The following is a 24,588-nucleotide window of genomic DNA, read 5'->3' on the forward strand; positions in this document are numbered from 1 at the left end:
AAACAAAACTTAATGGAAAGTTTTTTAATAAAGTAGTAAGGCATCTCACCACCTTACCTTTACAATTGCAGGGACAAAACAACTATATGATTTTTTAGAAACAGTTCTTTTAAAACGGGGTGAACTTCAAAAAAGTAATTGCCCAAGAAGAGGAACTTTTTTTAACAGAATTTTATCGGCTCTTATTTATCATTTTGGTTATTCCCCAATAAAAGCATGAGTACACTTCGGAAAGTTATACAAGAAGTCTTCAATGAATTTATTAGAAGTTAGGTGAAGGGGTAAGTAAGAAATGGCAGGCAAAACTAGTTTATGAAGCGAATTCTGCTATGCTTCTGTAGTCGTTTGGCGTTACTCCTGTTTCTTTTTTGAACGCGCTGTAAAAACTGGTTTTACTGTTAAACCCAACTTCGTACATTATAGCCTTTACACTTAAAGAGGATTGTTCCAACAACAGATCCTTCGCCTCACGAATCCTGTAATGGTTCAACAATGAATAAAAATTTTTCTCAAAGTGTTCGTTCAAGACCTGGGAGACCTTGTACCTGTCCTCCTCAATATAATAGGACAGGTCATTGAGTCCCAATGCATTGTTCCTGTATAGCTTATCAACCTTAAGGGCCATTTCAACCTTCTCTTTGATTCTCAGTGCCTGCTCAATAGTCAGGCCGGATTTTTCATACTTCTGGGCAGATCCATTTTCATCTTCAGAAAACCGAATATTTCGATTTGGCAAAAAAATTTGAAATATATCTTTCATAGTAAACCAGCCATTATCCTTTCAAAACCTTAACCGGTAAAATAATGACTATGCACAGAAAGAGGGTATACCAATTGATGAATGCCCCAAATGAATTGACGGATGAAAAAATGAAAGGGTATTGCTAACCACTGATTATGGCCAGAAATCAAAATCTCAACTAAAAAAGACACATAGCTTAAAGATCATGATTTTGCAAAAATGGAGGCATTAATAAAAAGGTGCGGCGACTTCAACCCAACCAACAATCCAATAAACCAGCTTTAACATCAAAAAAGGAAATTGCAATGCTTGAAATTTCTTACCAATCCCCATATTCCGCAGAATTCTTTTGCGTTTCGTGCAGGGTAATGTGCAACAATTGGCCTTGGGCCAGTTTGGGCTTTAAAATATCGTAGATCACCTTCACAAAATACTCCGTGGTGGGCAGCAGGTCCGCAAACTCGGGGCAGTCCTCGTTCAGGTTCTTATGGTCAAAGCGTTCCTCCACTTCCGCCCGGATCAATTCGCCCAGTACGGCCAGGTCCATCACAAAGCCCGTGTCCGGGTCCACCTCTCCCCTGATCCGCACCTCAAGGTCAAAATTGTGCCCGTGATAGTTAGGGCTGTTGCATTTGCCAAACATGGCAATGTTCTTCTCTTGGCTCCATTTGGGATTGTGGAGCCGGTGCGCTGCATTGAAATGGGCCTTTCTACATATTGTCGCAATCATACCGCAGATCATTTTAACAAAGGGATGCATCAAAATCCCTCCGAGGCTGCAAAATTAATCAGGTTTTTTAAGAAACCCTCGTTTTTATGAAAAAAGCGGGCAAGCTGCCGTTTTACCGATCCGTTCCCGTAATTTTAGCACAGACCAAAAACCCGACCATGCTCAGATTGCTGTTGCTTACCCTGATTTCTGCCACCATCCTTATCCACTGTACCCCAAAAAAGAGCCCCATTGCTTTGACGGACCTTCGCACCGAGCACATGGTAGAGCCTTTGGGATTGGATACCGACCTTCCCCGGTTTTCATGGCGGATTGCCGCAGGGGACCAGCGCGTGAAACATCAGCAGGAATTCCATATGTATGTGGATGTGGATTCCGTAGCCGTGGCCCAGGGCAAGGGCGGCCTTTGGGAAAAGCACAGTACATCGGACAGTATGTTGTTGACCTACGACGGAAAACCGCTCGAGGCGCATACCAAATACTATTGGGGAGTGCAGATCACTGCAGACGATGGCCGCCAGAGCGATATCACCGTTTCCTCTTTTGAAACGGGGCTGATGGCAACTTCCGACTGGAAAGGCACTTGGATCACCGATGTGGAGGACATGGACCTAAAACCTGCCCCTTATTTTAGAAAGGAATTCGCACCCGAAAAGAAAGTGGTGAAGGCACGGGCCTACATCACCGCCGCCGGACTGTACGAACTCTACCTGAACGGACAAAAAGTGGACGACCATTGGCTGAACCCCATCTATACCCGCTTTGACCGTCGCAACCTCTATGTGACCCATGATGTCACTTCCTTTTTTCAGGAAGGCGAAGTGGCCATTGGGGTGTTGTTGGGGAATGGGTGGTACAACCATCAATCCACCGCGGTCTGGAACTTTCACGAAGCAGGATGGCGTAACCGTCCCCGTTTTCTGATGGACCTAAAAGTGTGGTACACCGATGGCACCACCGAAGTATGGGGCACGGACGACACATGGAAAACAACCTTGGGCCCGGTGGTGTTCAACAGCATCTACACGGCAGAACACTACGATGCCCGACTGGAACTCCCGGGCTGGAACACTTCAGGATTTGACGATTCCCAATGGAAAAATGCCTTGGAGGCCAAAGCGCCCTCGGAGCAGATTACGGCACAGTCCCTCCCCGCCATCACCGGAAAAAAACTGCCCTTCGCCAGCATGGACAAACGGAGCGACCAACGCTATATTTTTGATTTGGGCCGAAATATCTCCGGGGTCACCGAACTGGCACTGAAAGGGGAAAAAGGCACAGAAATTAGGGTCACGCATGCCGAACAACTGGACAGTCTGGGCAATCTGGACCTATCCAACATCATTGTGCATTACCGCCCCAAAGACAGCTTGGACCCTTTCCAAACGGATATCTACACCCTTAAGGGTGGCGATGAGGAAATGTTCAGGCCACGCTTCAATTACAAAGGGTTCCAATATGTGGAGGTCCAAAGCAACAGGCCCATTGACCTCTCCCTAGAGGACATCACGGCCCATTTTATCCACAGCGATGTGAAACCCATTGGAAAGATCCACGCCTCCAACGAGACCATCAACAAAATCTGGGAAGCCACCAATGCCAGTTACCTATCCAATCTGGTGGGCTACCCCACGGACTGCCCGCAACGGGAAAAGAACGGTTGGACGGGCGATGCACACATCAACATAGAAACGGGGCTCTATAATTTTGATGCCCTGGGTGTTTATGAAAAATGGATGGACGACCACCGGGACGAGCAGCAGGAAAACGGGGTGCTCCCCTCCATTATTCCCACGTGGGGCGGATGGGGCTACGATTGGGGCAACGGCCCGGATTGGACCAGTACCATTGCCATCATCCCGTGGGAGCTGTACCAGTTTTATGGCGATGACCGTGCTTTGCACGAGATGTACGGACCCTTAAAAAAATATGTGGACCATATCACTTCGCTGAGTTATGAAGGCGGACTCACGGATTGGGGTCTTGGAGATTGGGTTCCCGTAAAATCGGTTACGCCCAAGGAATTCACCTCATCCATTTACTATTATGTGGATGCCACCATCTTGGCCAAAACGGCCCAACATTTTGGTAAGGAAGAGGATTATAAAACGTATGCAACGCTGGCCGAAAATATCAAAAATGCCATCAATACCAAATATTTAAACCCAGAGACGGGTCTGTACGGCAGTGGTTTTCAAACGGAATTGAGTGCCCCCTTGTATTGGGGCATTGTACCAGATTCATTGAAACAAAAAGTGGCGGACCAACTGGCCCGGGAAGTCAAAAAAACCAATCATATTGATGTGGGCCTGTTGGGCACAAAGACCATTTTAGGGGCCTTGAGCCAAAATGGCCATGCAGACCTGGCCTATGTGCTCGCCTCTCAGGAAACCTATCCCTCATGGGGATGGTGGATCAAGAACGGGGCCACCACCCTCTATGAAAACTGGGACATTGATGCGTCTTCGGACCTTTCTCGGAACCATATCATGTTCGGAGCCATCAGTGCTTGGTTCTACAAGGGAATCGGGGGCATTTTGCCCAATGAAGACTCTCCCGGATTCAAGGACTTTACCCTAAAACCCAACTTTGTGGAGGGCCTCACCAATTTTGAAGCGGAATTTCAAAGTAGCTATGGATTGATCGTTTCCCAATGGGAAAGAAAGGGCGAACCGATAGCATATTCCTGTACAATCCCACCGAACAGCACCGCCACCGTGGTACTGCACGGGGGGCACATCACCATGAACGGAAAATCCATGGAACCGACCCAAGAAGGGGTATACGAAATTCCCCTTACTGCAGGCGACTATACCTTTTTGATAAGCGAGTAGGGCCTATTATTCCACGGAGAATTTATACACGCAAATGGAATAATATTCCTCGCCCGGGTCCAATCGGGTGGAGGGAAAATCAGGTTGGTTGGGACTATCTGGAAAATGTTGGGTCTCCAAACAAAATGCCGTCCTAAATTCATAGGCCTTGCCCTCCTTGCCCACAATGGAACCATCCAAAAAGTTACCTCCGTAGAACTGCATCCCGGGCTCATTGGTATATACTTCCATGGCCCTACCAGAAGTGGGTTCCACCACCTTGGCCGCATAGTTGAGGCCTTCGCCGTTTTGCTCAAGCACAAAATTATGGTCGTATCCCATGCCGTAGTCCAACTGTTGGTTTTTCACCTCCAATTCCGCTCCGATGGGTTTTAATTCCTGAAAATCGAACGGAGTGCCTTCCACGGCTGCGATCTCCCCAGTCGGGATCAATCCCGCATCCACAGGCGTATAATGCGCCGCATGTATCTGAAGGAGATGGTCATTGATCGTACCATTGCCCGCGCCATGCAGGTTAAAGAACGAATGGTGGGTGAGGTTCACCACGGTACTTTGGTCCGTAGTGGCCCAATACTCTATTTTGAGTTCATTGGCATCCGTCAATTGGTACAACACCCGTACCGATAGATTCCCCGGATACCCTTCTTCCCCATCTTTGGAGAGATAGGTCAGCTCCAAGGTCTGTGCATCCACTTGTTTGGCATCCCATACCACGGCATCAAAACCTTTGTTCCCTCCATGAAGGGAATTGTCCCCATTATTGGTGGCCAAAGTATACTCCTTGCCGTCCAAGGTGAACTTTCCATGAGCGATCCGATTGCCATAACGCCCAATAATGGCACCAAAATATTTTTCCTTGGCATTGAGAAAATCATCGATGTTTTCATGCCCAAGGACCACATCCTCATAATTACCCGATTTATCGGACAGCCACAAGGAAACGACCTTGCCGCCATAATTGGTGATCTCGGCCACCGTACCTTGTTCGTTTTCAAGAACGTAAAGGCTAACTTGCTTGCCATCTACAATCTTCTCGAAATTTTTCTTGTCTATCCGTTTTATGGTCTTTTCTTGAGGTTTCACGCAGCTAAAAAGGAGTAAAGAAACTACTATTAAATGAAATATTCTTTTCATGGCCCCTAGTTTTTGTACAAGGCTGAATTGGCTTTGTGCACTTCATCCACATCCATTTTGATGATGGCCCTGTCATAGGTCATGAGACCATTTACCTCGCCTTCAACATCCGTGGTCTGGGTATAGATGGCCGCAGAAAGTCCGTCCTTGATCAATGCGGGGATTTTGACCAACAGCTCTTTGTACGAACTCAGTAATTCGTCCCTTCCGGTAAGGTTTCTATACCCCCAGTTTTTGTCCTTTTGCCACAAATGTCCTTCCAATGGCAATCCCAGTCCGCCAAATTCACCCAACAAAAGGATCCTTCCGTTGATGATGTCCGGGGCGTGAAGATTTCTTTGGGGCATGGAGGGTCCGGGGTATCTGTGCTCATCCACGGTATGGCCAGCCGCGAAGAAATTCCCTCCGCTGGGTCCATTGACCAAGCGGGAAGGATCGTATTCCATGGTCCAATTGATGACCTCAACAGTATTGAACTGCCCCCATGCCTCATTGAAGGGCACCCACATGACTATGGAGGGTTTGTTGTGATTGGCGTCCATGATCGCTTTCCATTCCTTATAAAATTGATGGGCCGACTGTGCGCTTCGCTCCATTTCCCTTCCGTCATAGCCGGATGGTCCTCTCCAATCGGCACTTTTATCGCCATTGGGCATATCCTGCCATACCAACATGCCCAATCGGTCGCAATGGTAGTACCATCTGGCAGGTTCCACCTTCACATGTTTTCTGATGGTATTGAACCCCAGTTTTTTGGTCACCTCAATGTCATAGGCCAAAGCTTCGTCCGATGGGGCCGTGTACAGACCATCGGGCCACCAGCCTTGGTCCAAGGTGCCGTATTGAAAAAGTACTTGATTGTTCAGGGCCATTCGCATATGACCATTGGCATCCTTCACCGCAGAAATCTTTCGCATGCCAAAATAGCTTTCCACCTCGTCCACTTTTTTGCCATTTCGCAACAAGGCCACCTTCAAGTCATACAAAAACGGATTGTCCGGCGACCATAGTTTGGCGTCCTTGATATTCAGTGCCACATCTTGTCCAACGGAACCCTTTGCCGAAGCTACCGTTGTGCTTCCATCAAGTGCCGTAAGCTGTACCGAATACCCGTCTCCGAGCTGTCCGTTGCCTACGGTCTTTACCATCAGTGTGCACTGATCAATATCGGGGGTGATTTTTATATTTTGGATGGATTTTTTGGGAACGGGTTCCATCCAAACGGTTTGCCATATTCCCGTTACCGGGGTATACCATATGCCGCTGGGCTTTGTCACCTGCTTGCCCCTGGGCTGGGTACCGTCGCTGGAAGGATCCCATACTTTAACCACCAGTTCTTGCCAACCTGAACGGTTCAAGGTAGCGGTGACATCAAATGAAAAGGGGTCATACCCGCCTTGGTGCATCCCCACCAACTTGCCGTTCACATACACCGTGGCTTCCCAATCCACTGCACCAAAGTGCAATACCACATTTTGATTTTTCCATGAGGCCGGTACTTGGAATTTTGTACGGTACCAGACCGCCTCATCATTCCCTACCCTTTTTTTGACTCCGGATAATGAGGATTCAACCGCAAAGGGAACCGTAATCTTCCCATCATAAGTTACAGGTGCTTCACCAGCCTGATTCGTGATACCATAGTCCCATTGCCCATTTAGGTTTTCCCATTTAGTCCTTTTTAATTGGGGCCGTGGGTACTCTGGCAAAGGCTCATCAACATTTAGCTGACTGGCCCACTGGGTCTTTAAATCTGAAGAACTCTCCTGGGCATCCACAAATTGGGAAAGGGCCAAAAAGCAAAGAATTAAAATGCCGCTGACCATGGTCTTTGTACGAATCATATCTGTTTTGTTTTGAGGGGTCGAGCAAAACTGACATCGACCCTTTTTACGTGCAGAATAAAAGTACAAAAAACTTTTATTAAATCATCACTGATGATGGGCAGAGTATTTTTTAGTGGTAAATCTCTCTAAACCAAACCGTTTATTTGAGCGTGTTGGTCTGCTCACTATAGGTGCTTTCGAAAATCTTGTCGGCATTGGCAGATTCAAAGCCATCCCTCCGTTGGGCACGGTCCACCAATCCTGATTGTTTTACATGGCCCGGTAACGGCAAGCGTTCGGCAAATTCCACATAGCTCCCCGCAATTTTGGAAGTCTCACCATCTGCAAATTCCGCATCGATCATCTGTGCTATGGAACTGCTCTGTTTCAACAATCCATCCTCACTTGTTTTGATCTTTCCCCCGGAGGAATTCAGTTGTACGCCTATGGATTCCAAAAACATATTGAACTTTTCAATGGTGTTGTACGTTTCCGGTAAATCGTGGACGCTTATGGTGTAGTGGTTCAGGTAATAGCGGTTGTAGATGACCCAAGCCGCATATTCGCTTTCTTGGGCAAGTGTATTAAAATCGGACAAGGTGGGCAATTGCCAAAGGGGTTTGTAAAAGAAATCTCCCACCTCTTGGGGATTATCCAAGTCCAGTTGATCCACAGGGTCTCCTTTAAGACTCCCTGCATACTTATGGATGATGCCCTGAACTTCTTCGGACATGTCACCCACTCGTAATTCACTGATAAAGATTCTTGGAAAATCGGGATTGGGCGGCGCATACCAATAGGCATTCAATTTTTTCCCTTCAAAATAGTAGTAGTCCTTTTTGGAGTATCCATAATGCAAGAAGATTTTTTCAAAAGAAGCGATTCCCAAATGGGGCACCCCCAAGGTCCGAAAGGCGATATGGTCGTTTACGATATCATCCGTGTCCCCTATCATGGCGTTCTTCACCATGGCGGAAGTGATCTTTTCCACATCGGGCACCCTTTGCTTGTAAGGATCCATCAGGGCTTTGAGAATTTGCTGCAAATCTTTTGTATCTGTTGTTTTCATAGCGTATGATCAATAATCAGGATATCAAAATTAGCTGTACCTTTGATTCTAAACAATTCTTATTTTTAATGAAATGATAAGAATAATTAATCAATTGGAGCTTCATCATCTGCGCAGTTTTCTGGCTTTGGCGGAAACCTTACACTTTGGGAAAGCCGCAGAAACCTTACATATTTCACAATCTGCGTTAAGTCAACAAATTAAACAGCTCGAGGCGATACTGGGAACCACCTTGTTTGATCGGACCAACCGCAGCGTAGCGCTTAATCGGGCCGGGCAACTTTTCTTACGGGAAGCTCAGTTGGTGGAGGCCCAATTGAAAAAATCCATTGCGCGTTGGCAATCCGAACACCAAGGAAATCAGGGTGAAATCCACATTGGCTTTGTGGGTTCCGCCATGCAATGTTATCTGCCTCCCTTATTAAAGGAATTTGGACGCAGCCACGCCCACATACAGCTCCACCTTGAGGAACTTACCAACGAGGAACAACTCGAAGCCCTTAAGAGTGGGGATTTGGACATTGGTTTTATGCGATCCAACCAGATAGCTCACAGCATGAACATCAAATCCGTTTATGAAGAAAATTTTTCCTTGGTATTGCCAAGTGAGCATCCCATCACCCAAGAAAATTTTAAAAATCTGGGGCAGTTGGCCCAAGAGCGCTTCATCCTTTTTCCTAATGAAAAAAGCCCCCTCTACTACCAGCAGATCTTAAATATGTGTGCCTTCCATGGGTTTGTTCCGCAGATTTCCCACCGTTCCATTCATGGCCCTACCATCTTTATGTTGGTAGAAAATGGCATGGGCGTTTCCATTGTGCCCAATTCATTGCGCGACGAGCACAATTACAACATCCGATTTATAGAACTGAACAACATCAAACAAAAAACCAATCTCTTTGCGGTCTGGAACAAAACCAATGACAATGCTGCGTTCCAGAATTTTCTACCGATGCTGTGATCAATCTTTGAATGCTACCACCAGATGGCGTACAGGAAGGCAAGGATTCCAATAATGATGAAGGTGGATATGTTGAAGGCCCTTGAAGTCTTAAAGAGTTCCGGATTGATGTAAATCGCTTTTTGATCCCCTTCCTTATTCTCCACCAGTGAAATAATCACCAATACCGCTGTAAGTACCAGAAAGCTCACTCCCATACGATCCATGAAAGGGAAGTCGGGAAACGCATACTTGATAACAACCGAAAGGGGAATGGAGAACACTATGGTCCAAAAGGCGCCATTGGCGGAAGCCTTCTTCCAAAACATCCCAAACAAGAATACCACCACGACCCCTGGGCTTATAAAACCGGTATACTCCTGTATGTATTGGAATGCCTGGTCCAACCCACCCAACATCGGGGCAACAATCACACCCAAGAGCAATGATAGCCCTGCAAAAGCTTTTCCGATGAAAACAAGTCTTTTACTCGACTCTTCCTTGAACAACGGTTTGTAGATATCCAAGGTAAAAATGGTGGTGGCACTGTTGACCATGGAACTAAGGGAAGATCCAATAGCCGAAATCAATGCAGCAAACGCCAATCCTTTGAGTCCGGTTCCCACATAATTTTTCAACACCCATGGATAGGCCTCGTCCGGCAAATCCAAATCAGCACCCAAGACATAGGCCGCTATACCGGGCACCACTACGATAATGGGCAATAAAATTTTGAGAAAGGCGGCAAAAATGGTTCCTTTCTGCGCTTCTTTGATATTCTTGGCCCCCAAGGAACGTTGAATGATGTACTGATTGGTTCCCCAGTAATACAGGTTCGCCACCCACAAACCGCCAACCAGAACACTGATTCCAGGCAGATTTTTATACTCGGGATGGCCTTTGTCCAAAATCATATCGAATTTCTCCGGGGCCTTTTCGATCAAGGTTATAAATCCGTTTAGAAAATCTCCTCCCAAGGCCTCAAGCACCAAAATACTGGAGACCAGTCCGCCAAACACCAACACGACCACTTGGATGACATCGGTCCATACTACCGCTTTTAAGCCCCCAAAAATGGAGAATGTAGCCGCGAACAATGCCAACCCTATTACCCCATACAGCATATCAATATCCAATATGGTCTTCAGGGCCAAACTACCCAAGTAGAGTACCGAAGTAATGTTTACGAACACAAAGAGCAACACCCAAAACACCGCCATGGTACTTTTGACACGCTTATCGAAGCGGCGCTCCAAAAACTGGGGCATGGTGTATATGTTGTTTTTCAAGAAGATGGGCAGGAAGAACTTGGCCACAATGATAAGGGTCAGGGCCGCCATCAATTCATAGGAGGCAATTGCCATGCCCACTACATAGCCTGATCCGGACATCCCTATAAATTGCTCCGCAGAAATATTGGAGGCAATCAACGAGCCCCCAATGGCCCACCAAGGAAGGGATTTCCCCGCCAAAAAATACTCTTGTTCGTTCCGGTTTCTATTCTTGACCGAAATCCAAATACCTATACTGGCCAACATGACCAAGTATCCAATAAAAACAATGAAATCCAGTTTGGCAAAATCCATAATTTCAAATTATCCCCAAGGGGATGTTTGGCTTCCAATATAGAAATAATAAATGTAAACCAAACTTTTATTATTTCAATGAATTGGTATTTAGAACTTTATCACCTCCTTTATACTTTCAAAATCCCCCGTCTGGGTTGGAAACTGTTTCAGATTTTCTTTTTTGAAACGATACAGGTAAGCTCCCTTCTTGGACGCTGATTTGTCCTTTTCGCCCGTTCTTTCCAAAATATCAAGGGAAAGCATCTTTTTTCTGAAGTTGCCCGGGTCAAAAGCGGTCCGGTATATGCTTTCGTAAAGCGTTTGCAACTGTTGGATGGTAAAATATTCAGGGAGAAGCTCAAAGCCCAGCGGATTGTATCGTGCACTGGATCGTAGGCTTTTGATGGCATCATCCACCATTTGGCCATGGTCCAAGATCAAATCGGGTATCTGGTCAAAATCAAACCACTTGGCATCATGGTTTTCCAAAGATTGAAGGTTGAACTCATCAATCCGGATCAAACTGTAATAGGCCACGGAAACCACGCGCTCCAAGGGGTCCCTATCTACCAAACCATAGGTTCTGAGCTGTTTCAGGAAAACATTCTTGAGACCAGACAACCTGTACAATATGTCTTTGGCACTCTGGTCCAAAGACACATCATTATCTATCAATTCCCCTATCAAGGACCAAGACCCTTTGAGGGGGTCAGTTTTACGCCGAAACAACAAAAGTTTCAAATCTTTGGAATCAAAACCAAATATGATACAATCCACAGCGATTGCAATACTTTGTTCGGGTCTATACTTATGTACGGTCAAGATATGTGCGGATAGGTTGATAAAAATGTTTCCAAATATACCAAAATGAATTATTTACCTTTTTTAAATATAAGCACTTTGTTCCATCTGCGGCATCCAATTTTTTCTTCCATTGGCCCAGAAAAATAAAAGTTTTTTTTACTTTTATTTTGTATCATTGCACTATGGATAGTATAATGGCCCATACCTTGGATGAAATAGCGGTTGATTCTCCCGGCAGAATCAATTTAATTGGTGGTCATACCGATTATAACAATGGCTACGTCCTTCCGGCTGCGATAGATAAAAAAATCGCTTTCAGGCTCAAGAAAAATGGTTCTGCCCAAATGTGCCATATCCATAGCAAGGGGTATGGGACACCTCTACGCCTTAACCTGCAAAAGGTTGAAAAAAGCTCCATTGAATGGGAAAATTATCTGTTGGGAGTGATTGCGGGAATACAAAAACTCGGACATTCCCTTGAAGGATTTGATTGCGAGATCGAGAGCGACCTTCCCATTGGATCGGGGTTGAGTTCTTCGGCTGCTTTGGAATGTGGGCTTGCTTCCGGACTCAATGCATTATTCGAACTTGGACTTTCAAAATTGGAGATCATTACCCTTTCCCGACAGGCAGAGCATGAGTTTGTGGGGACCAAGTGTGGTATCATGGACCAATTTTCATCGGTCCATGGAAAATCCGGCCATTTTATTTTTTTGGATTGCTCCAACTTACATCATGCGTACGTACCTGCATCCATGGGCCCATATGAGTTGCTCCTGTTGAATACCAATATATCGCACCAGCTTTCGGACGGACAGTACAATTCTAGACAGGATGAATGTTTTGAGGCCGTTGCACGAATACAAAAGCAACATCCCCACATCACATCCCTTCGGGATGTTGACTTGGACCTATTGACTTCATCCAAAGCTTTGTTGACCGATATCCAATACCAAAGGGCCTTATTCATTGTCCAGGAAAACCAACGGGTACTGGATGCTGCTGAGGCCTTAAAATCAAAAGACATTGAGCAATTGGGTAGTTTATTATATACCTGCCATGAAGGGCTCAGAGACCTTTATGATATCAGCTGTCCCGAACTGAACTTTTTGGTAGACTACGCCAAAGAACAAGATTATGTGGCGGGAGCCCGGATGGTGGGCGGCGGATTTGGAGGCTGCACCATCCATTTGGTGCACGGAGACCACATGGAGCGCTATATCAAAGAAATTTCGGAGGTCTACAAAAAGGAGTTTGGCATAGACCTAGGTGCCATCCCGGTACGCACAAGCAATGGCACAACCCTAAGAAAACTCTCGGATGCAGCTCTATGAAAAACCCCATTACCGGCTAAACATTCTTACCAACGAATGGGTCTTGGTATCGCCGCAACGCACCAAACGTCCTTGGCAGGGCAAGAATGAAAAGACCGTTGCTGCGCCGCAAAAGCCTTACGACCCTTCTTGTTACCTGTGTCCGGGAAATGTTAGGGCCAGTGGTGCCGCCAATCCGGAATACACCGAGCCGTACTCCTTTGTAAATGATTATGCCGCTTTGTTGCCCGATGTGCCCCATGAGGTATTCAAAGAAGGATTGACCCAGGCCAAGAGTGAAAGCGGTATTTGTAAGGTGGTATGTTTTTCCCCTGACCACTCCCTTACCTTACCCTTGATGACAGTGGAAGACATTGAGAAGGTCATCACCCTGTGGCAAAAGGAGTATGATGAACTGGGAAAACTCCCCAATATCAACCATGTACTGATCTTTGAAAACAAAGGGGAGCTTATGGGCTGCAGCAATCCCCACCCCCATGGCCAAATATGGGCGCAACAATCCATTCCGACAGAGGTTCAGAAAAAAAACAATGCCTTTGCTTCCTATTGGGAACAACATCAAAAAACCATACTGTCCGACTACATATCCCAAGAAATTGAAGTAGGGGAACGTATCGTTGTACAGAACAACCACTTTGTTGCCTTGGTACCGTATTGGGCGGTCTGGCCATATGAAATCATGATTGTTCCTTTGGAACCTTTGGCCCACATATCCCTATTGGATGATGCGCAAAGAAACTCCTTTGCCCAAGTCATCAAGGAGGTGACTACCCTCTATGACAACCTTTTTGAAACCAGTTTTCCCTATTCGGCTGGGATCAATCAATCGCCAACCGATGGGCAAGATCACCCAGAGTGGCACTTCCATATGTCTTTTTATCCCCCTTTATTGCGGTCGGCCACGGTAAAGAAATTCATGGTAGGCTACGAAATGTTTGCGAATCCCCAACGCGATATTACCGCAGAACAAGCGGCAGATATTCTCCGCAAACTGCCCCGCACCCATTTCATCAAAGCGTAGATCCCCATTGGACGCTTTCCAAAAGATTACTATCTTGTTGGATACAGAGGCATTTAGATGGAAATAAATGCGAAGCACCCAAGCGATAACTATTGAGAAAGGTTTTTACATATGGCCTGTTGGTTTTCGGAGCGACCATCATGATTGGACTGGCTCTAAGGGGAAATGTTGACCACGAATCCTTTGAACCGGATAGATGGAAAAATTGGGTTGAGTCTGAATCTGAACCTTCTTTACGCTGGAACATGATGAGCAGTTTGCTAGAGAAGCACCTGTTAAAAGGAATGACAAAAACAGAGATCCTTGACCTATTGGGTGAGCCTGAATCCAAGACAAAAAACAAGTTTGATTATTATTTGGGAGCTTCAAAACGGGGAATCAACACAGGCAGACTTACCATTCTCTTTGATGATAATAACAGAGTCTCCGACTTTTCGGTTTGGGACGGATAAACAGATATTATGGTTTATACAGAAGAAACAAAAGACAATGAGTTGTACGTCTACATGAACGGGAAGCTCATTTACAAAAAATGGCTGAACACAGGGCAATCAAAAATATTTGATGTAATGGCCTACGACAAATACACCCTCAAGTCAATAGAGGAAAAAAAATAGAGCTCATCTTAAAAAAGACCAACCGACGAAAAACCATATGAACAAAAAGATAACCCCGACCACCAACATATTACTGCTCCTACTGGCAAATGCGTTTCTATGGAGCTGCCATGAAGACAAATCCCCTACACTTACTATTCACCCCTTACCCATTAATGCCACTATACAGGGAGATATTCTTGAAGGGCCATCCGTATTGAACGACCCTGATAGGTTTGTTTGGGGTGGAAGTGCCCTCAAAGGAGACGATGGAAAATACCACATGCTATACAGTACTTGGGAGTCTGGGGATTCCCTTCCCAAATTTGGGGATTCATGGGTGCTCCATTCCAAAATTGCTTATGCGGTCTCTGACCATCCTGATAGGGATTTTAAATTCCAAAAAGTGGTGTTACAAGGAAGGGCCCTTGAAGGCGATTCCTTGGCCTGGGATGCACAAATGGTGCACAACCCCCACCTAAAAAGATTCAATGGAACCTATTACCTGTATTATATCGGCTCCAAAGATCCCGGCCCACAGCCACAAGGTTCAAAGGGAGAAAATGTAAACAAGAGAAATAGAGTACAGCAGTCCCAAAAAATCGGGGTCATTGCATTCAATAATTTTCAAGATTTGATGTCGGGCAACTTTAAAAGACCGGACCAACCTCTATTGTCACCCAGAACACGGGTAAAAAGCAACGACATTGTAGACCCTTCCCCCGAAGGTACCCAAGCCATGCCCGATAATATTATTGTTGTCAATCCGGCTGTGGTCCAACGACCTTCAGACGGAAAATTTCTGTTGTTTTTCAAAGGAAATCTCTACGAGCCCCATTGGAAAGGGGTTCACGGTGTTGCCATCTCCGACTCCCCAACGGGTCCTTTTATCCCTTCAGATGATTTTGTTTTTGATATTAAGGATAAAAATGGCAAAATAAGCTCTGCGGAGGACCCTTACGTCTGGTATCACCAAAAACATAAAAGGTTCTATGCTGTCTTTAAGGATTTTACCGGAAACATTACCGGCAAAGAACCTGGATTGGCCGTACTTGAATCCTTGGATGGGATGGATTGGACCAAACCAGAGTCGTCCTTTTTCATGGCCAAGGAAGTCATCTTAAAGAATTCCGATACCATTAAGGTACATCATCTGGAGCGACCGCAGCTTTTATTGGATGATATAGGGAACCCGTTGGTCCTGTACGGGGCCTGTTCCCTTATAAACGTAGGACCAAGAAAGGATGGCTCATCGTTCAACGTACAGATTCCAATTAGGACGGATTAACACCAAAAAAATGAAAGATACCCCGAAAATAAGTCTCAAGGATACCATCTCCATAGGAATTGGCGGAATGGTTGGGGGCGGTATATTCGCGGTACTGGGTTTGGCCGCTTCCCTCGCCAAAGGTGGTACACCTGTAGCCTTTCTATTTGCCGGAATTCTAGCCCTACTTACGTCATACAGCTACGTGAAGCTATCCAAAAAATATCCCGATCGTGGCGGAACCGTAAAATTCATCAACCAAGGGTTCGGGAAAACCGTCTTTAGTGGAGCCATAAACAATCTATTATGGGTAAGCTATATTGTAATGCTCTCCTTGTACGCCTCAGCTTTTGGTTCCTACGCCCCAAATCTATGGGAAATTACCTCAAACAAAACCGTAGATTTCCATATCTATGCAAGTGCCATCATTCTTTTGGCAACAGGCATCAACTATTATAGTATTGCAGTGGTGGGCAAGATTGAATCATATGCCGTGATCATTAAACTCATCATTCTTCTTGGGTTCATTGGCGTTGGCGCCTATGGACTTATGGGAAATCCCAATCTAGATCAATTGGCTTTGGAAAATTGGGAAACCCCCATAAAATTGTTCGCAGGGGGAATGGTCATATTTGTGGCTTATGAAGGGTTTGAATTGATTGCGAATGCCGCCCCGGACATAGAAAAACCAGAAAAGAACATCCCAAGGGCCTATTATTTCTCCGTAATTTTTGTGATACTGCTCTATATTGTGATAGCCGTGGTCACCGTGGGGTCATTACCTTTTAAACAGATTGCAAAAGCAGAAGACTATGTATTGGCCGAAGCGGCCAAACCCATGTTGGGACAGCTTGGGTTTACCATAATCACCATTGCCGCCCTAATTTCCACATTTTCCGCCATTAACGCTTCACTGTACGGGGGAAGCAAGGTAAATTATGAGATTGCGGAAGATGATGAATTGCCGCATCACTTTTTGGCCAAACTCTGGGGACAGCCCATTGGTCTGTTGATTACCGCAGTCACTACGTTGATCCTCGTGAACGTCCTTCAACTTGAAAGTATCTCCACTGCAGGGAGCGTAGGGTTCATACTCATTTTCGGCATTGTGAATTTTGTAGGGTTTAAACTATCCAATGAAGTGCAGGCAAACAAAATAATACCCATATCGGGCTTTGTGCTTTGCATTGTGGCCTTGATCATTCTTATCCATCAACAGCTGCAATCCAACCTAACAGGAGTATTGGTTTCCGTGGCCATTATGCTCTTTTGCTTTTTAGTGGAATGGATCTATAAAAAAAGAAGGAAAGACGACCATTAAACACAAGTCGAGTATGGAAAAAATAACAGAAAACGTACAACAAGTCTGGCTTGAGTTCCACCAAAGCGTAATTGACCATATTCCCAAAGTGGTCTTGGCCATCATAGTGATTCTTCTTTTTGCCCTTATAGCCAACATCATTAAAAACCTGTGCGTTAAAATTTATAAAAGGGTCTTCAGAAAAAACTATCTGAACATAGAACGCATAATTGCATCAATGTTCTATGCGCTTTTTTTTGCAATTGGTATTTTTTTGGCACTCCACATTCTGGGACTTGATAAGCCTCTTGAAAAAATGCTGGCTGGAGCCGGAATTATTGGAATCATTGCTGGGTTTGCACTTAAGGACATTGCTTCCAACATGTTCTCTGGACTTTTAGTGGATGTCCAGCGCCCCTATAAAGTGGGGGATTGGGTAGAAATAGATGGGAAATATGGTGTGGTCATGGATATCAGTTGGCTGACCACAAAAATTAAAACAGTACCGGGACAAGAGGTTTTCGTTCCCAATCAGATTATATATAATGGCACCTTTACAAATTTCTCAACCTGGGGAAAAAGACGGATCATTCTGGAAAGCGGTGTTTCTTATGGGGATGATTTGAACCATGTTAGGACTGTAGCCTTGGATGAAGTAAAAAAAATTGATGAACTACTTCCGGAAGAAGGCATTGATTTCTATTTTACCAAAATAGACAGCTCTACCTACAACTTTATGCTTCGGTATTGGGTAAAATTTGAATCCAATGATGATTTCTGTCGAGGAATGAGTGATGTCATCATGAGAATAAAAAATCGATTTGAACAAGAGAACATTTCAATAGCCTATCCCGTAACCACTTTGGATTTTGGGGTTAAAGGTGGAGTATCCCTATTTGATAAGGACATTAATGTAAAGACATAAAAAAAGGTTGCACCTTTTTAAGATACAACCTTTCTGTTTTGATGTGGGCCCTACTGGATTCGAACCAGTGACCCCCTGCTTGTAAGGCAGGTGCTCTGAACCAACTGAGCTAAGAGCCCCACTCATTTCCCTAATTGGGAGTGCAAATATAGCACCATTTTTTTTATACAAACAAGAATAATCAGAAAAAAAATTACACTACTTCAGCAACCACAAAAGTACTGCCACCAATAAAGATCAAATCATCAGGTTTAGCATTCAATTTTGCTGCTTTTACACCCTTTTTTACTGTGCCATACGTATTTCCAAAAATACCTTGTTCGCCAGCAATCTCTTTTAATTGTTCAACCCCCATTCCCCTAGGCATGTTGGGTTTAACAAAGTAGAAAGTGGCCTCTTTGGGAAAAAGGGACAGCACTCCTTTTACATCCTTGTCATTCACAAACCCGAGCACCAAGTGCAGTTTATTGTATTTCTGCCTACTTATTTGCCTAACGACCCACTGAAGTCCTTCTTTATTATGTGCCGTATCACAGACCACCAAGGGCTTTTCCCGTAAAATTTGCCACCTGCCCATAAGCCCGGTGTTCTTGACAATGTTCTTCAACCCCTCAACAATATTTTTCTCGGATACTTCAAAGCCTTTCAAAGATCTAATGGTACCCACCACCCCTCTCATGTTTCGTTTCTGATAATCCCCAAGCAAATCTGTGCCATAATCTGGAATATCCATATCATCCGCAAAAGCGATGCCCGAACCCAATTGATGGGCTATCAAGCTAAATATTGCTTCTGTCTCAGGCTGTTTTTCGCTGATGACCACTGGAACTCCTCTTTTAATGATCCCTGCTTTTTCCAAAGCAATTTTCTCCAAGGTATCCCCCAAAATATGGGTATGGTCCAATCCTATATTGGTGATCAAGGATACTTCCGGAACAATGATGTTGGTTGAATCCAATCGACCACCCAAACCAACCTCAATGATGGCGACATCAACCTTCTCGTTCGCAAAATAGGTAAAGGCCATCCCAACAGTCATTTCAAAAAACGACAGCTCATGTCCTTCCATATAGGCTTTATGATCTCGCACAAAATCCTTGACGAACTTCTTGCTGACCACTTGGCCATTAATTTTTATGCGCTCCCTAAAATCCTTTAAATGAGGGGAAGTATAAAGACCTACCTTATAACCGGCTTCCTGCAATATGGAAGCCAACATATGGCTACTTGAACCTTTTCCATTGGTACCGGCTACGTGGATGCTTTTGAATCTCTTCTCGGGGTTTCCCAAAAAGTCCGAAAAATGGATGATATTGTCCATTTTGGCATTGAGCGCCGCTATCCCTTTCTGCTGGTACATGGGAAGTTGGGAAAACATCCAATCCAGCGTTTCCTTATAGGTCACTATTGTCCCAGTTTAAAGTTGACCACCACAAATCCAATTTGTTGGGATGGGGCATTGGAATCGGTGTTCCATTTATGAAGAAGTGCAGTTCGTCTAGCAGGCTCCAAAAGGCATTGGGCCGTATTCGTGGTTCCTTTTACACCGGGCTCGGCCTTGATTACCTTACCCGTCCTATCTACGGTAATCCGCACCACAACCCTGCCTTCCTCATTACATTCTTGACGTACTTTACCGCTATTGACCAACGCTCTTCCGTTAAGGCCATATCCACCACCGCCGCTTCCGCTTCCAGGAGCTCCGTAATACGATGTGGCATAGGGATCACCATCAGGTTGTCCCTTGTCACCTGCTCTATTGTCATCACCTTCACTTCCGGTGGCAGTACCATCTGATTTACCAATACCGCCTATCAAGGCGTCCAAGCTCTTTTTCTTGGCTTCCTGCTCCTGTCTTTTTTGTTCTTCGGCCTCCCTTTTCTCCCTTTCTATCCGTTCCGCTTCGGCTTGGGCCTTTTTAGCAGCTTCATCCGCTTTTCGCTTGGCTTCTTGCTGCTGTCTTATCCGTATGGTTTCCTCGGTTTCACTGGTCAGGACTTCTTCCACAGGCTCTTCCTGTACTTCCTGTTCTTGGGGCTGTTGTTGCTGTTGCACAGGCTCTGCGGGTGGTCGTTCTACATTTCTGGGTTCAGAACGAACCCTTTCCATAGGCTGCACCTGTCCACTCCCAAAATCCATGGTGCCAAAATTCACGGCAATCCCATTTTCAATGGGTGGATCCATATAGGTAAGACCTATGTAAAAAAGCAATAACAGGAATACGCTCAAAATGAGGGTTGTGAGCGTAAATGATTTTTTCTTGTGTCTCGTATCTAAAAACGGCATTATTTTGGCCGCACCGCCAAGATGACCTTGTAGCTGTTCCTATTGGCAACATCCATAACGTTGACCGCCTCCTTGATGGCAACGCTTTCCTCTGCCCTTAAGATGATTGTCGGCTTTTCTTGACCTTCAAGTGCTTTTTTTAGTTCAATTTCAATGTATTCTTTGTTGATTCTCTCGTTGTTCACAAAATACTCCAGATTCTTGTTGATGGTCACCGAGACATTTTGTGTATTGGTGGATTTCCCCTTTGCCTTTGGCAAAAGCAAATCCAAGGCGTTGGGCGCATTGGACGTTAGCATGAAGAACACCAACAACAGGAACACAATGTCCGTCATGGATGACATGCTAAACTCCGGGCTTATTTTGTTTCTCCCCTTCAGTTTCATATTGAAATCTTAAATGGGTTCGTTCAACAAATCCAAAAACTCAACGGCAGTAGCTTCCATTTGATGGACCACTTTATCCGTCCGGTTCACTAGGTGGTTGTACCCTATATAGGCAATGATACCCACCACCAATCCGGCCACCGTTGTGGTCATGGCTGTGTAGATTCCTGATGCCAACGAGCCCATCTCGGCCTGTCCGCCGCTACTTGCCATTTCATGGAAAGCCAAAATCATACCGATTACGGTTCCCAAAAACCCGATCATGGGCGCAGCACCGGCCACAGTGGCCAAAACGCTCACATTCTTTTCCAACTTGTACACCTCAAGGGTGCCCGCGTTCTCAATGGCCGTATTGATATCGTCCAAAGGCTTACCAATCCTGGAAACCCCTTTTTCCGTTAAACGTGCCACTGGCGAATCTGTCTGGGCGCATAGAATTTTGGCTGCATCCACTTTGCCATTCATGATGTGGTCACGAATCTGGTTCATAAAGTTTTTGTCGATCTTGGACGCCGCCTTTATAGCAAAGATTCGTTCAAAATAAATGTAGAGTGCGGTAAATAGAAGTATAAATAGCACTATGATGATAACAATGCTACCCGTTCCTCCGTTAACAATCAAATCGATGACGGAAAGGGTCTTTTCTTCCGAAATAGAAGCGGTTGCTTCAGCCCCTTCCGCTAAATCTTGAAAAATAATCATATAAAATCCCCAATTTAAGTTGCAATAATAACGGAGATTTTCGAGCTAAAGTATTTTTCTAGAACAAATTTCGCATGAGCATGTAGCATATGGCCCCTCCAATAAATCCAACAAGTGCCAACCACGAAATCTTTTTCAAATACCAAAAGAAGTCTATTTTCTCCATTCCCATGGCCACAACACCGGCCGCAGAACCAATAATGAGCATACTACCGCCTGTTCCTGCAGAGTAGGCAATGAAGTGCCACAACTGATCGTTTGTTGGCTCAGAGAACATCCCCAAACTCGCCGCCACCAAGGGTACGTTGTCTATAACTGCAGAACCGATACCCAACAAAAGTATCACCAAATCGGAAACTTTGGTACCGGCCATTTCAGTACCCATCAAAGGCATTCCCTGTTTCAAACCTTCGGCGAAGTTGAACAACATCCCTAAAGACTCCAATGCCGCAACGGCCATCAAGATCCCCAAGAAAAATAGGATACTGGGCAACTCAATCTTGGTAAGGGCACTATGCACCGGACTATGGTGCGATGCCGCATCGCTTTCCCCATCCACATTGGAAATGGAAAACTTGGAACTACTGTAAATCTCAGCAAACGTGGCCACAATGGCCAAGGACAACATCATCCCCACATAAGGAGGCAAATGGGTTATGGTCTTGAAAATGGGTACAAAAATAATCGCTCCCAATCCCAAATACAGCATAGTGGAACCAAACTTGGACTTGGAAGGTTCCTCATCCTCAACATCAATTTCCCCTTTGAATATCGGAAGGAACGAAGCAATAAATGATGGGATGACCATACACACCAAAGAAGGTAGCAACAAATGTTCTATCAATAGGGCCGTGGTAACCTTATTACCGATCCACAACATGGTAGTGGTAACGTCTCCAATGGGGGACCAGGCACCTCCAGCGTTGGCCGCAATAACAATTAGACCTGCAAACCACAATCTTGTTTCCCTATCCTTGATGATTTTCTGAAGGATGGATATCAATACGATAGTTGCGGTAAGGTTATCAATGATCGCAGAAAGAATAAAGGCCAAGAAAGAAAAAATCCAAAGGATTTTCTTCTTGCTCCTGGTTTTTATAAAGGTTTTGATTGTGGCAAACCCATCAAAATAATCAATGATTTCCACAATGGTCATAGCCCCCAACAGAAAGACCAATATTTCCGAGGTCTTTCCTAAGTGATGGAGCAAGGTTTCTTCCAAAAGGTGCATTTTCTCCTCATGTCCAAAAGCTCCAAAGTTTTCCAACAGGGCATGGTTCCCTGAATCAAACCAGGTGGTAAAGCTGTCCAGACCAAAGGTCATGAGCGCCCACATAATGGCCATCATTGCCAATGCGGGAATAAGTTTATCTATCTTTAAATTATGCTCAAGGGTAATGGCCAAATATCCAACGACAAAAATGACTACTAAAAGGGTCTCCATATAAAGTTTGGTTTAATTAAGGTATTTATTTTTTGAAGTAGTTCTCAACTGCGCTAAAGATATTCAAAATGACTTTTTTGGCATAATCTTCTTCCAATAAATTATTGTGAAATCAGGAAAACCCATTCCCTAAAAAAAGTATAAAACCTTAAGTCTTTCTCATTTTACCACTATTCTTTGTGAAAAATTTCTAGCATAAAGCTATATTTACATACTCTTTTTGACTATTTATCATTTTTATGGACTTTACACTTTCCGAAGAACAATTGATGATTCAACAAGCCGCAAAGGATTTTGCGCAAAACGAACTTTTACCAGGCGTGATCGAACGCGATGAAACCCAAAAATTCCCCTCCGAATTATGTAGAAAAATGGGAGAATTGGGCTTTTTGGGCATGATGGTCAACGAACAATACGGTGGCAGCGGATTGGATACCCTATCCTACGTTCTGGCCATGGAAGAACTATCCAAGGTGGATGCCTCCGCCTCTGTAATGGTTTCGGTCAATAACTCCTTAGTCTGTTGGGGACTGGAAAACTTTGGGACAGAAGCCCAAAAGGAAAAATACCTTACCCGTTTGGCTTCAGGAGAAATCATCGGCGCCTTTTGCCTTTCCGAACCCGAGGCCGGAAGCGACGCCACTTCGCAAAAAACCACGGCCATTGACAAAGGCGACCACTACCTCCTCAACGGCACCAAAAATTGGATCACCAACGGAGGTTCGGCAGAAGTATATCTCGTTATTGCCCAGACCCATGTGGAAAAAGGCCATAAGGGAATCAATGCCCTAATCGTTGAAAAAGACATGGAAGGTTTTGAAATAGGTCCAAAAGAAAACAAACTTGGCATCAGGGGCAGTGACACCCACTCCTTGCTTTTCAACGACGTAAAAATACCCAAGGAAAATCGGATTGGCGAAGATGGCTTTGGGTTCAAATTTGCCATGAAAACCTTGGCAGGCGGTAGAATTGGAATAGCGGCCCAAGCCTTGGGAATTGCTGCCGGCGCTTATGAACTGGCCTTAAAATATTCCAAGGAACGCAAAGCGTTTGGCACGGAAATCGCCAATCATCAAGCCATTGCATTTAAGCTCGCGGACATGCATACCAGAATCCAAGCCGCCCGTAATTTGGTCTATCAGGCTGCATTGGACAAAGATACCGGAAAGGACTACACACTTTCTGGGGCCATGGCTAAACTATACGCCTCCGAAGTGGCCATGGAAACTGCCATTGAGGCCGTCCAAATACATGGTGGAAATGGCTATGTAAAAGAATATCATGTAGAGCGTTTTATGCGTGATGCCAAAATCACCCAGATTTACGAAGGGACCTCAGAAATTCAAAAAATTGTCATTTCCAGGAGCATCCTTAAAGATTAAAGAATGGTTTTCGGAAAACACCCCTAAAAAATTGGGGGGTATCAATCGAAATAGACAATAAAACCACATCTCCCCTCTACTTATTGGTAGATGCATACTCATATTTGCTTAAAAATATGAGTTGACCCTTATTATTTATAGGTATTCCCTTTTCAGAAAATTGATATTGTGATTATCATAATTTAACATTACCTAAATTCCAAAATTGAATATTTTTTAACCTTTGAACCGTAACCTTGGTTTTTTAGCTGACATTGTCCCGAAACCCTATTATTTATTCATCATATTTGATATTTTT

22 protein-coding genes and 1 tRNA gene are annotated in these 24,588 nt (G+C 44.8%); 10 read left to right on the top strand and 13 right to left on the bottom strand.

The window, feature by feature from the left end:
* Window positions 1-310: 310 nt before the first annotated feature.
* Complete coding sequence (locus ACPD8L_RS08610) at window positions 311-736, bottom strand: helix-turn-helix domain-containing protein (RefSeq protein WP_423942932.1); 426 nt, start codon at window positions 734-736, stop codon at window positions 311-313.
* Window positions 737-1,061: 325 nt separating this feature from the next.
* The gene (locus ACPD8L_RS08615; protein ID WP_116218652.1) at window positions 1,062-1,472 is read right to left on the bottom strand and encodes a 6-pyruvoyl trahydropterin synthase family protein; all 411 of its coding nucleotides are present in this window, start codon (window positions 1,470-1,472) and stop codon (window positions 1,062-1,064) included.
* An 86-nt stretch (window positions 1,473-1,558) separates the two neighbouring features.
* Between ACPD8L_RS08615 and ACPD8L_RS08620 the strand changes: the two genes are divergently transcribed.
* Window positions 1,559-4,306: an alpha-L-rhamnosidase gene (locus ACPD8L_RS08620; protein ID WP_423942934.1), complete on the top strand. Its 2,748-nt coding sequence runs from the start codon at window positions 1,559-1,561 to the stop codon at window positions 4,304-4,306.
* Between the two features lie 6 nt (window positions 4,307-4,312).
* On the opposite strand, the gene ACPD8L_RS08625 is transcribed toward ACPD8L_RS08620, so the two are convergent.
* From ACPD8L_RS08625 to ACPD8L_RS08635, 3 genes are all read right to left on the bottom strand, one after another.
* Window positions 4,313-5,440: an aldose epimerase family protein gene (locus tag ACPD8L_RS08625; RefSeq protein WP_423942936.1), complete on the bottom strand. Its 1,128-nt coding sequence runs from the start codon at window positions 5,438-5,440 to the stop codon at window positions 4,313-4,315.
* 5 nt (window positions 5,441-5,445) lie between these two features.
* Complete coding sequence (locus ACPD8L_RS08630; protein ID WP_423942937.1) at window positions 5,446-7,284, bottom strand: glycoside hydrolase family 2 protein; 1,839 nt, start codon at window positions 7,282-7,284, stop codon at window positions 5,446-5,448.
* 142 nt (window positions 7,285-7,426) lie between these two features.
* On the bottom strand, window positions 7,427-8,335 hold the full coding sequence (locus tag ACPD8L_RS08635; protein WP_293302362.1) for a DUF1338 domain-containing protein: 909 nt from the start codon (window positions 8,333-8,335) through the stop codon (window positions 7,427-7,429).
* Window positions 8,336-8,408: 73 nt separating this feature from the next.
* On the opposite strand from ACPD8L_RS08635, the gene ACPD8L_RS08640 reads away from it, so the two are divergent.
* A complete protein-coding gene (locus ACPD8L_RS08640; protein ID WP_423942939.1) occupies window positions 8,409-9,296 on the top strand; it encodes a LysR family transcriptional regulator in 888 nt (295 codons plus the stop codon).
* Window positions 9,297-9,310: 14 nt separating this feature from the next.
* On the opposite strand, the gene ACPD8L_RS08645 is transcribed toward ACPD8L_RS08640, so the two are convergent.
* Complete coding sequence (locus ACPD8L_RS08645; protein WP_421810058.1) at window positions 9,311-10,861, bottom strand: sodium/sugar symporter; 1,551 nt, start codon at window positions 10,859-10,861, stop codon at window positions 9,311-9,313.
* A gap of 90 nt (window positions 10,862-10,951) precedes the next feature.
* On the bottom strand, window positions 10,952-11,665 hold the full coding sequence (locus tag ACPD8L_RS08650; protein ID WP_423942940.1) for an NUDIX hydrolase: 714 nt from the start codon (window positions 11,663-11,665) through the stop codon (window positions 10,952-10,954).
* Window positions 11,666-11,829: 164 nt separating this feature from the next.
* Here ACPD8L_RS08650 and galK point away from each other — a divergent pair, with 164 nt between their 5' ends.
* The 7 genes from galK to ACPD8L_RS08685 all read left to right on the top strand — a co-directional run bounded on the left by galK (window position 11,830) and on the right by ACPD8L_RS08685 (window position 18,090).
* A complete protein-coding gene (gene galK / locus ACPD8L_RS08655) occupies window positions 11,830-12,981 on the top strand; it encodes a galactokinase (protein WP_423942942.1) in 1,152 nt (383 codons plus the stop codon).
* Complete coding sequence (locus ACPD8L_RS08660) at window positions 12,968-14,002, top strand: UDP-glucose--hexose-1-phosphate uridylyltransferase (protein WP_423942944.1); 1,035 nt, start codon at window positions 12,968-12,970, stop codon at window positions 14,000-14,002. The genes galK and ACPD8L_RS08660 overlap by 14 nt, the downstream gene beginning before the upstream one ends.
* Window positions 14,003-14,094: 92 nt before the next feature.
* Window positions 14,095-14,454: an outer membrane protein assembly factor BamE gene (locus ACPD8L_RS08665; protein ID WP_293302375.1), complete on the top strand. Its 360-nt coding sequence runs from the start codon at window positions 14,095-14,097 to the stop codon at window positions 14,452-14,454.
* Window positions 14,455-14,463: 9 nt separating this feature from the next.
* The gene (locus ACPD8L_RS08670; RefSeq protein ID WP_293302377.1) at window positions 14,464-14,619 is read left to right on the top strand and encodes a hypothetical protein; all 156 of its coding nucleotides are present in this window, start codon (window positions 14,464-14,466) and stop codon (window positions 14,617-14,619) included.
* A 37-nt stretch (window positions 14,620-14,656) separates the two neighbouring features.
* Complete coding sequence (locus ACPD8L_RS08675) at window positions 14,657-15,886, top strand: glycoside hydrolase family protein (RefSeq protein WP_423942945.1); 1,230 nt, start codon at window positions 14,657-14,659, stop codon at window positions 15,884-15,886.
* Window positions 15,887-15,896: 10 nt separating this feature from the next.
* Window positions 15,897-17,186 carry an APC family permease gene (locus ACPD8L_RS08680; protein WP_423942946.1) on the top strand — a complete coding sequence of 430 codons (1,290 nt, stop codon included), beginning with the start codon at window positions 15,897-15,899 and terminating at the stop codon, window positions 17,184-17,186.
* Between the two features lie 13 nt (window positions 17,187-17,199).
* The gene (locus ACPD8L_RS08685) at window positions 17,200-18,090 is read left to right on the top strand and encodes a mechanosensitive ion channel family protein (RefSeq protein WP_293302385.1); all 891 of its coding nucleotides are present in this window, start codon (window positions 17,200-17,202) and stop codon (window positions 18,088-18,090) included.
* Window positions 18,091-18,134: 44 nt separating this feature from the next.
* Here ACPD8L_RS08685 and ACPD8L_RS08690 read toward each other — a convergent pair.
* From ACPD8L_RS08690 to nhaD, 6 genes are all read right to left on the bottom strand, one after another.
* Window positions 18,135-18,209 (bottom strand) — tRNA-Val (locus ACPD8L_RS08690).
* Window positions 18,210-18,283: 74 nt separating this feature from the next.
* Window positions 18,284-19,495 (bottom strand): bifunctional folylpolyglutamate synthase/dihydrofolate synthase, encoded by a 1,212-nt coding sequence (locus tag ACPD8L_RS08695; protein WP_423942947.1) that lies wholly within the window; start codon window positions 19,493-19,495, stop codon window positions 18,284-18,286.
* On the bottom strand, window positions 19,495-20,376 hold the full coding sequence (locus ACPD8L_RS08700) for an energy transducer TonB (RefSeq protein WP_116218662.1): 882 nt from the start codon (window positions 20,374-20,376) through the stop codon (window positions 19,495-19,497). Before ACPD8L_RS08700 ends, ACPD8L_RS08695 begins: the two co-directional genes overlap by 1 nt.
* Window positions 20,376-20,762 (bottom strand): ExbD/TolR family protein, encoded by a 387-nt coding sequence (locus ACPD8L_RS08705; protein WP_116218663.1) that lies wholly within the window; start codon window positions 20,760-20,762, stop codon window positions 20,376-20,378. The genes ACPD8L_RS08700 and ACPD8L_RS08705 overlap by 1 nt, the downstream gene beginning before the upstream one ends.
* Before the next feature lie 9 nt (window positions 20,763-20,771).
* Window positions 20,772-21,464, bottom strand: coding sequence for a MotA/TolQ/ExbB proton channel family protein (locus ACPD8L_RS08710; protein ID WP_116218664.1), 693 nt, complete (start codon window positions 21,462-21,464; stop codon window positions 20,772-20,774).
* A 58-nt stretch (window positions 21,465-21,522) separates the two neighbouring features.
* Complete coding sequence (gene nhaD, locus ACPD8L_RS08715) at window positions 21,523-22,908, bottom strand: sodium:proton antiporter NhaD (RefSeq protein ID WP_116218665.1); 1,386 nt, start codon at window positions 22,906-22,908, stop codon at window positions 21,523-21,525.
* A gap of 239 nt (window positions 22,909-23,147) precedes the next feature.
* Between nhaD and ACPD8L_RS08720 the strand changes: the two genes are divergently transcribed.
* The gene (locus ACPD8L_RS08720; RefSeq protein ID WP_116218666.1) at window positions 23,148-24,290 is read left to right on the top strand and encodes an acyl-CoA dehydrogenase; all 1,143 of its coding nucleotides are present in this window, start codon (window positions 23,148-23,150) and stop codon (window positions 24,288-24,290) included.
* Window positions 24,291-24,588: the final 298 nt, after the last annotated feature.

The sequence above is a fragment of the Flagellimonas algicida genome (assembly GCF_049629585.1).
Lineage (GTDB): Bacteria > Bacteroidota > Bacteroidia > Flavobacteriales > Flavobacteriaceae > Flagellimonas.

Coding starts and splice junctions, on each gene's coding strand:
- ACPD8L_RS08615 (WP_116218652.1), bottom strand. CDS start 1,472: ATGATTGCGACAATATGTAGAAAGGCCCATTTCAATGCAGCGCACCGG.
- ACPD8L_RS08620 (WP_423942934.1), top strand. CDS start 1,559: ATGAAAAAAGCGGGCAAGCTGCCGTTTTACCGATCCGTTCCCGTAATT.
- ACPD8L_RS08625 (WP_423942936.1), bottom strand. CDS start 5,440: ATGAAAAGAATATTTCATTTAATAGTAGTTTCTTTACTCCTTTTTAGC.
- ACPD8L_RS08630 (WP_423942937.1), bottom strand. CDS start 7,284: ATGATTCGTACAAAGACCATGGTCAGCGGCATTTTAATTCTTTGCTTT.
- ACPD8L_RS08635 (WP_293302362.1), bottom strand. CDS start 8,335: ATGAAAACAACAGATACAAAAGATTTGCAGCAAATTCTCAAAGCCCTG.
- ACPD8L_RS08640 (WP_423942939.1), top strand. CDS start 8,409: ATGATAAGAATAATTAATCAATTGGAGCTTCATCATCTGCGCAGTTTT.
- ACPD8L_RS08645 (WP_421810058.1), bottom strand. CDS start 10,861: ATGGATTTTGCCAAACTGGATTTCATTGTTTTTATTGGATACTTGGTC.
- galK (WP_423942942.1), top strand. CDS start 11,830: ATGGATAGTATAATGGCCCATACCTTGGATGAAATAGCGGTTGATTCT.
- ACPD8L_RS08660 (WP_423942944.1), top strand. CDS start 12,968: ATGCAGCTCTATGAAAAACCCCATTACCGGCTAAACATTCTTACCAAC.
- ACPD8L_RS08670 (WP_293302377.1), top strand. CDS start 14,464: ATGGTTTATACAGAAGAAACAAAAGACAATGAGTTGTACGTCTACATG.
- ACPD8L_RS08675 (WP_423942945.1), top strand. CDS start 14,657: ATGAACAAAAAGATAACCCCGACCACCAACATATTACTGCTCCTACTG.
- ACPD8L_RS08680 (WP_423942946.1), top strand. CDS start 15,897: ATGAAAGATACCCCGAAAATAAGTCTCAAGGATACCATCTCCATAGGA.
- ACPD8L_RS08685 (WP_293302385.1), top strand. CDS start 17,200: ATGGAAAAAATAACAGAAAACGTACAACAAGTCTGGCTTGAGTTCCAC.
- ACPD8L_RS08700 (WP_116218662.1), bottom strand. CDS start 20,376: ATGCCGTTTTTAGATACGAGACACAAGAAAAAATCATTTACGCTCACA.
- ACPD8L_RS08705 (WP_116218663.1), bottom strand. CDS start 20,762: ATGAAACTGAAGGGGAGAAACAAAATAAGCCCGGAGTTTAGCATGTCA.
- ACPD8L_RS08710 (WP_116218664.1), bottom strand. CDS start 21,464: ATGATTATTTTTCAAGATTTAGCGGAAGGGGCTGAAGCAACCGCTTCT.
- nhaD (WP_116218665.1), bottom strand. CDS start 22,908: ATGGAGACCCTTTTAGTAGTCATTTTTGTCGTTGGATATTTGGCCATT.
- ACPD8L_RS08720 (WP_116218666.1), top strand. CDS start 23,148: ATGGACTTTACACTTTCCGAAGAACAATTGATGATTCAACAAGCCGCA.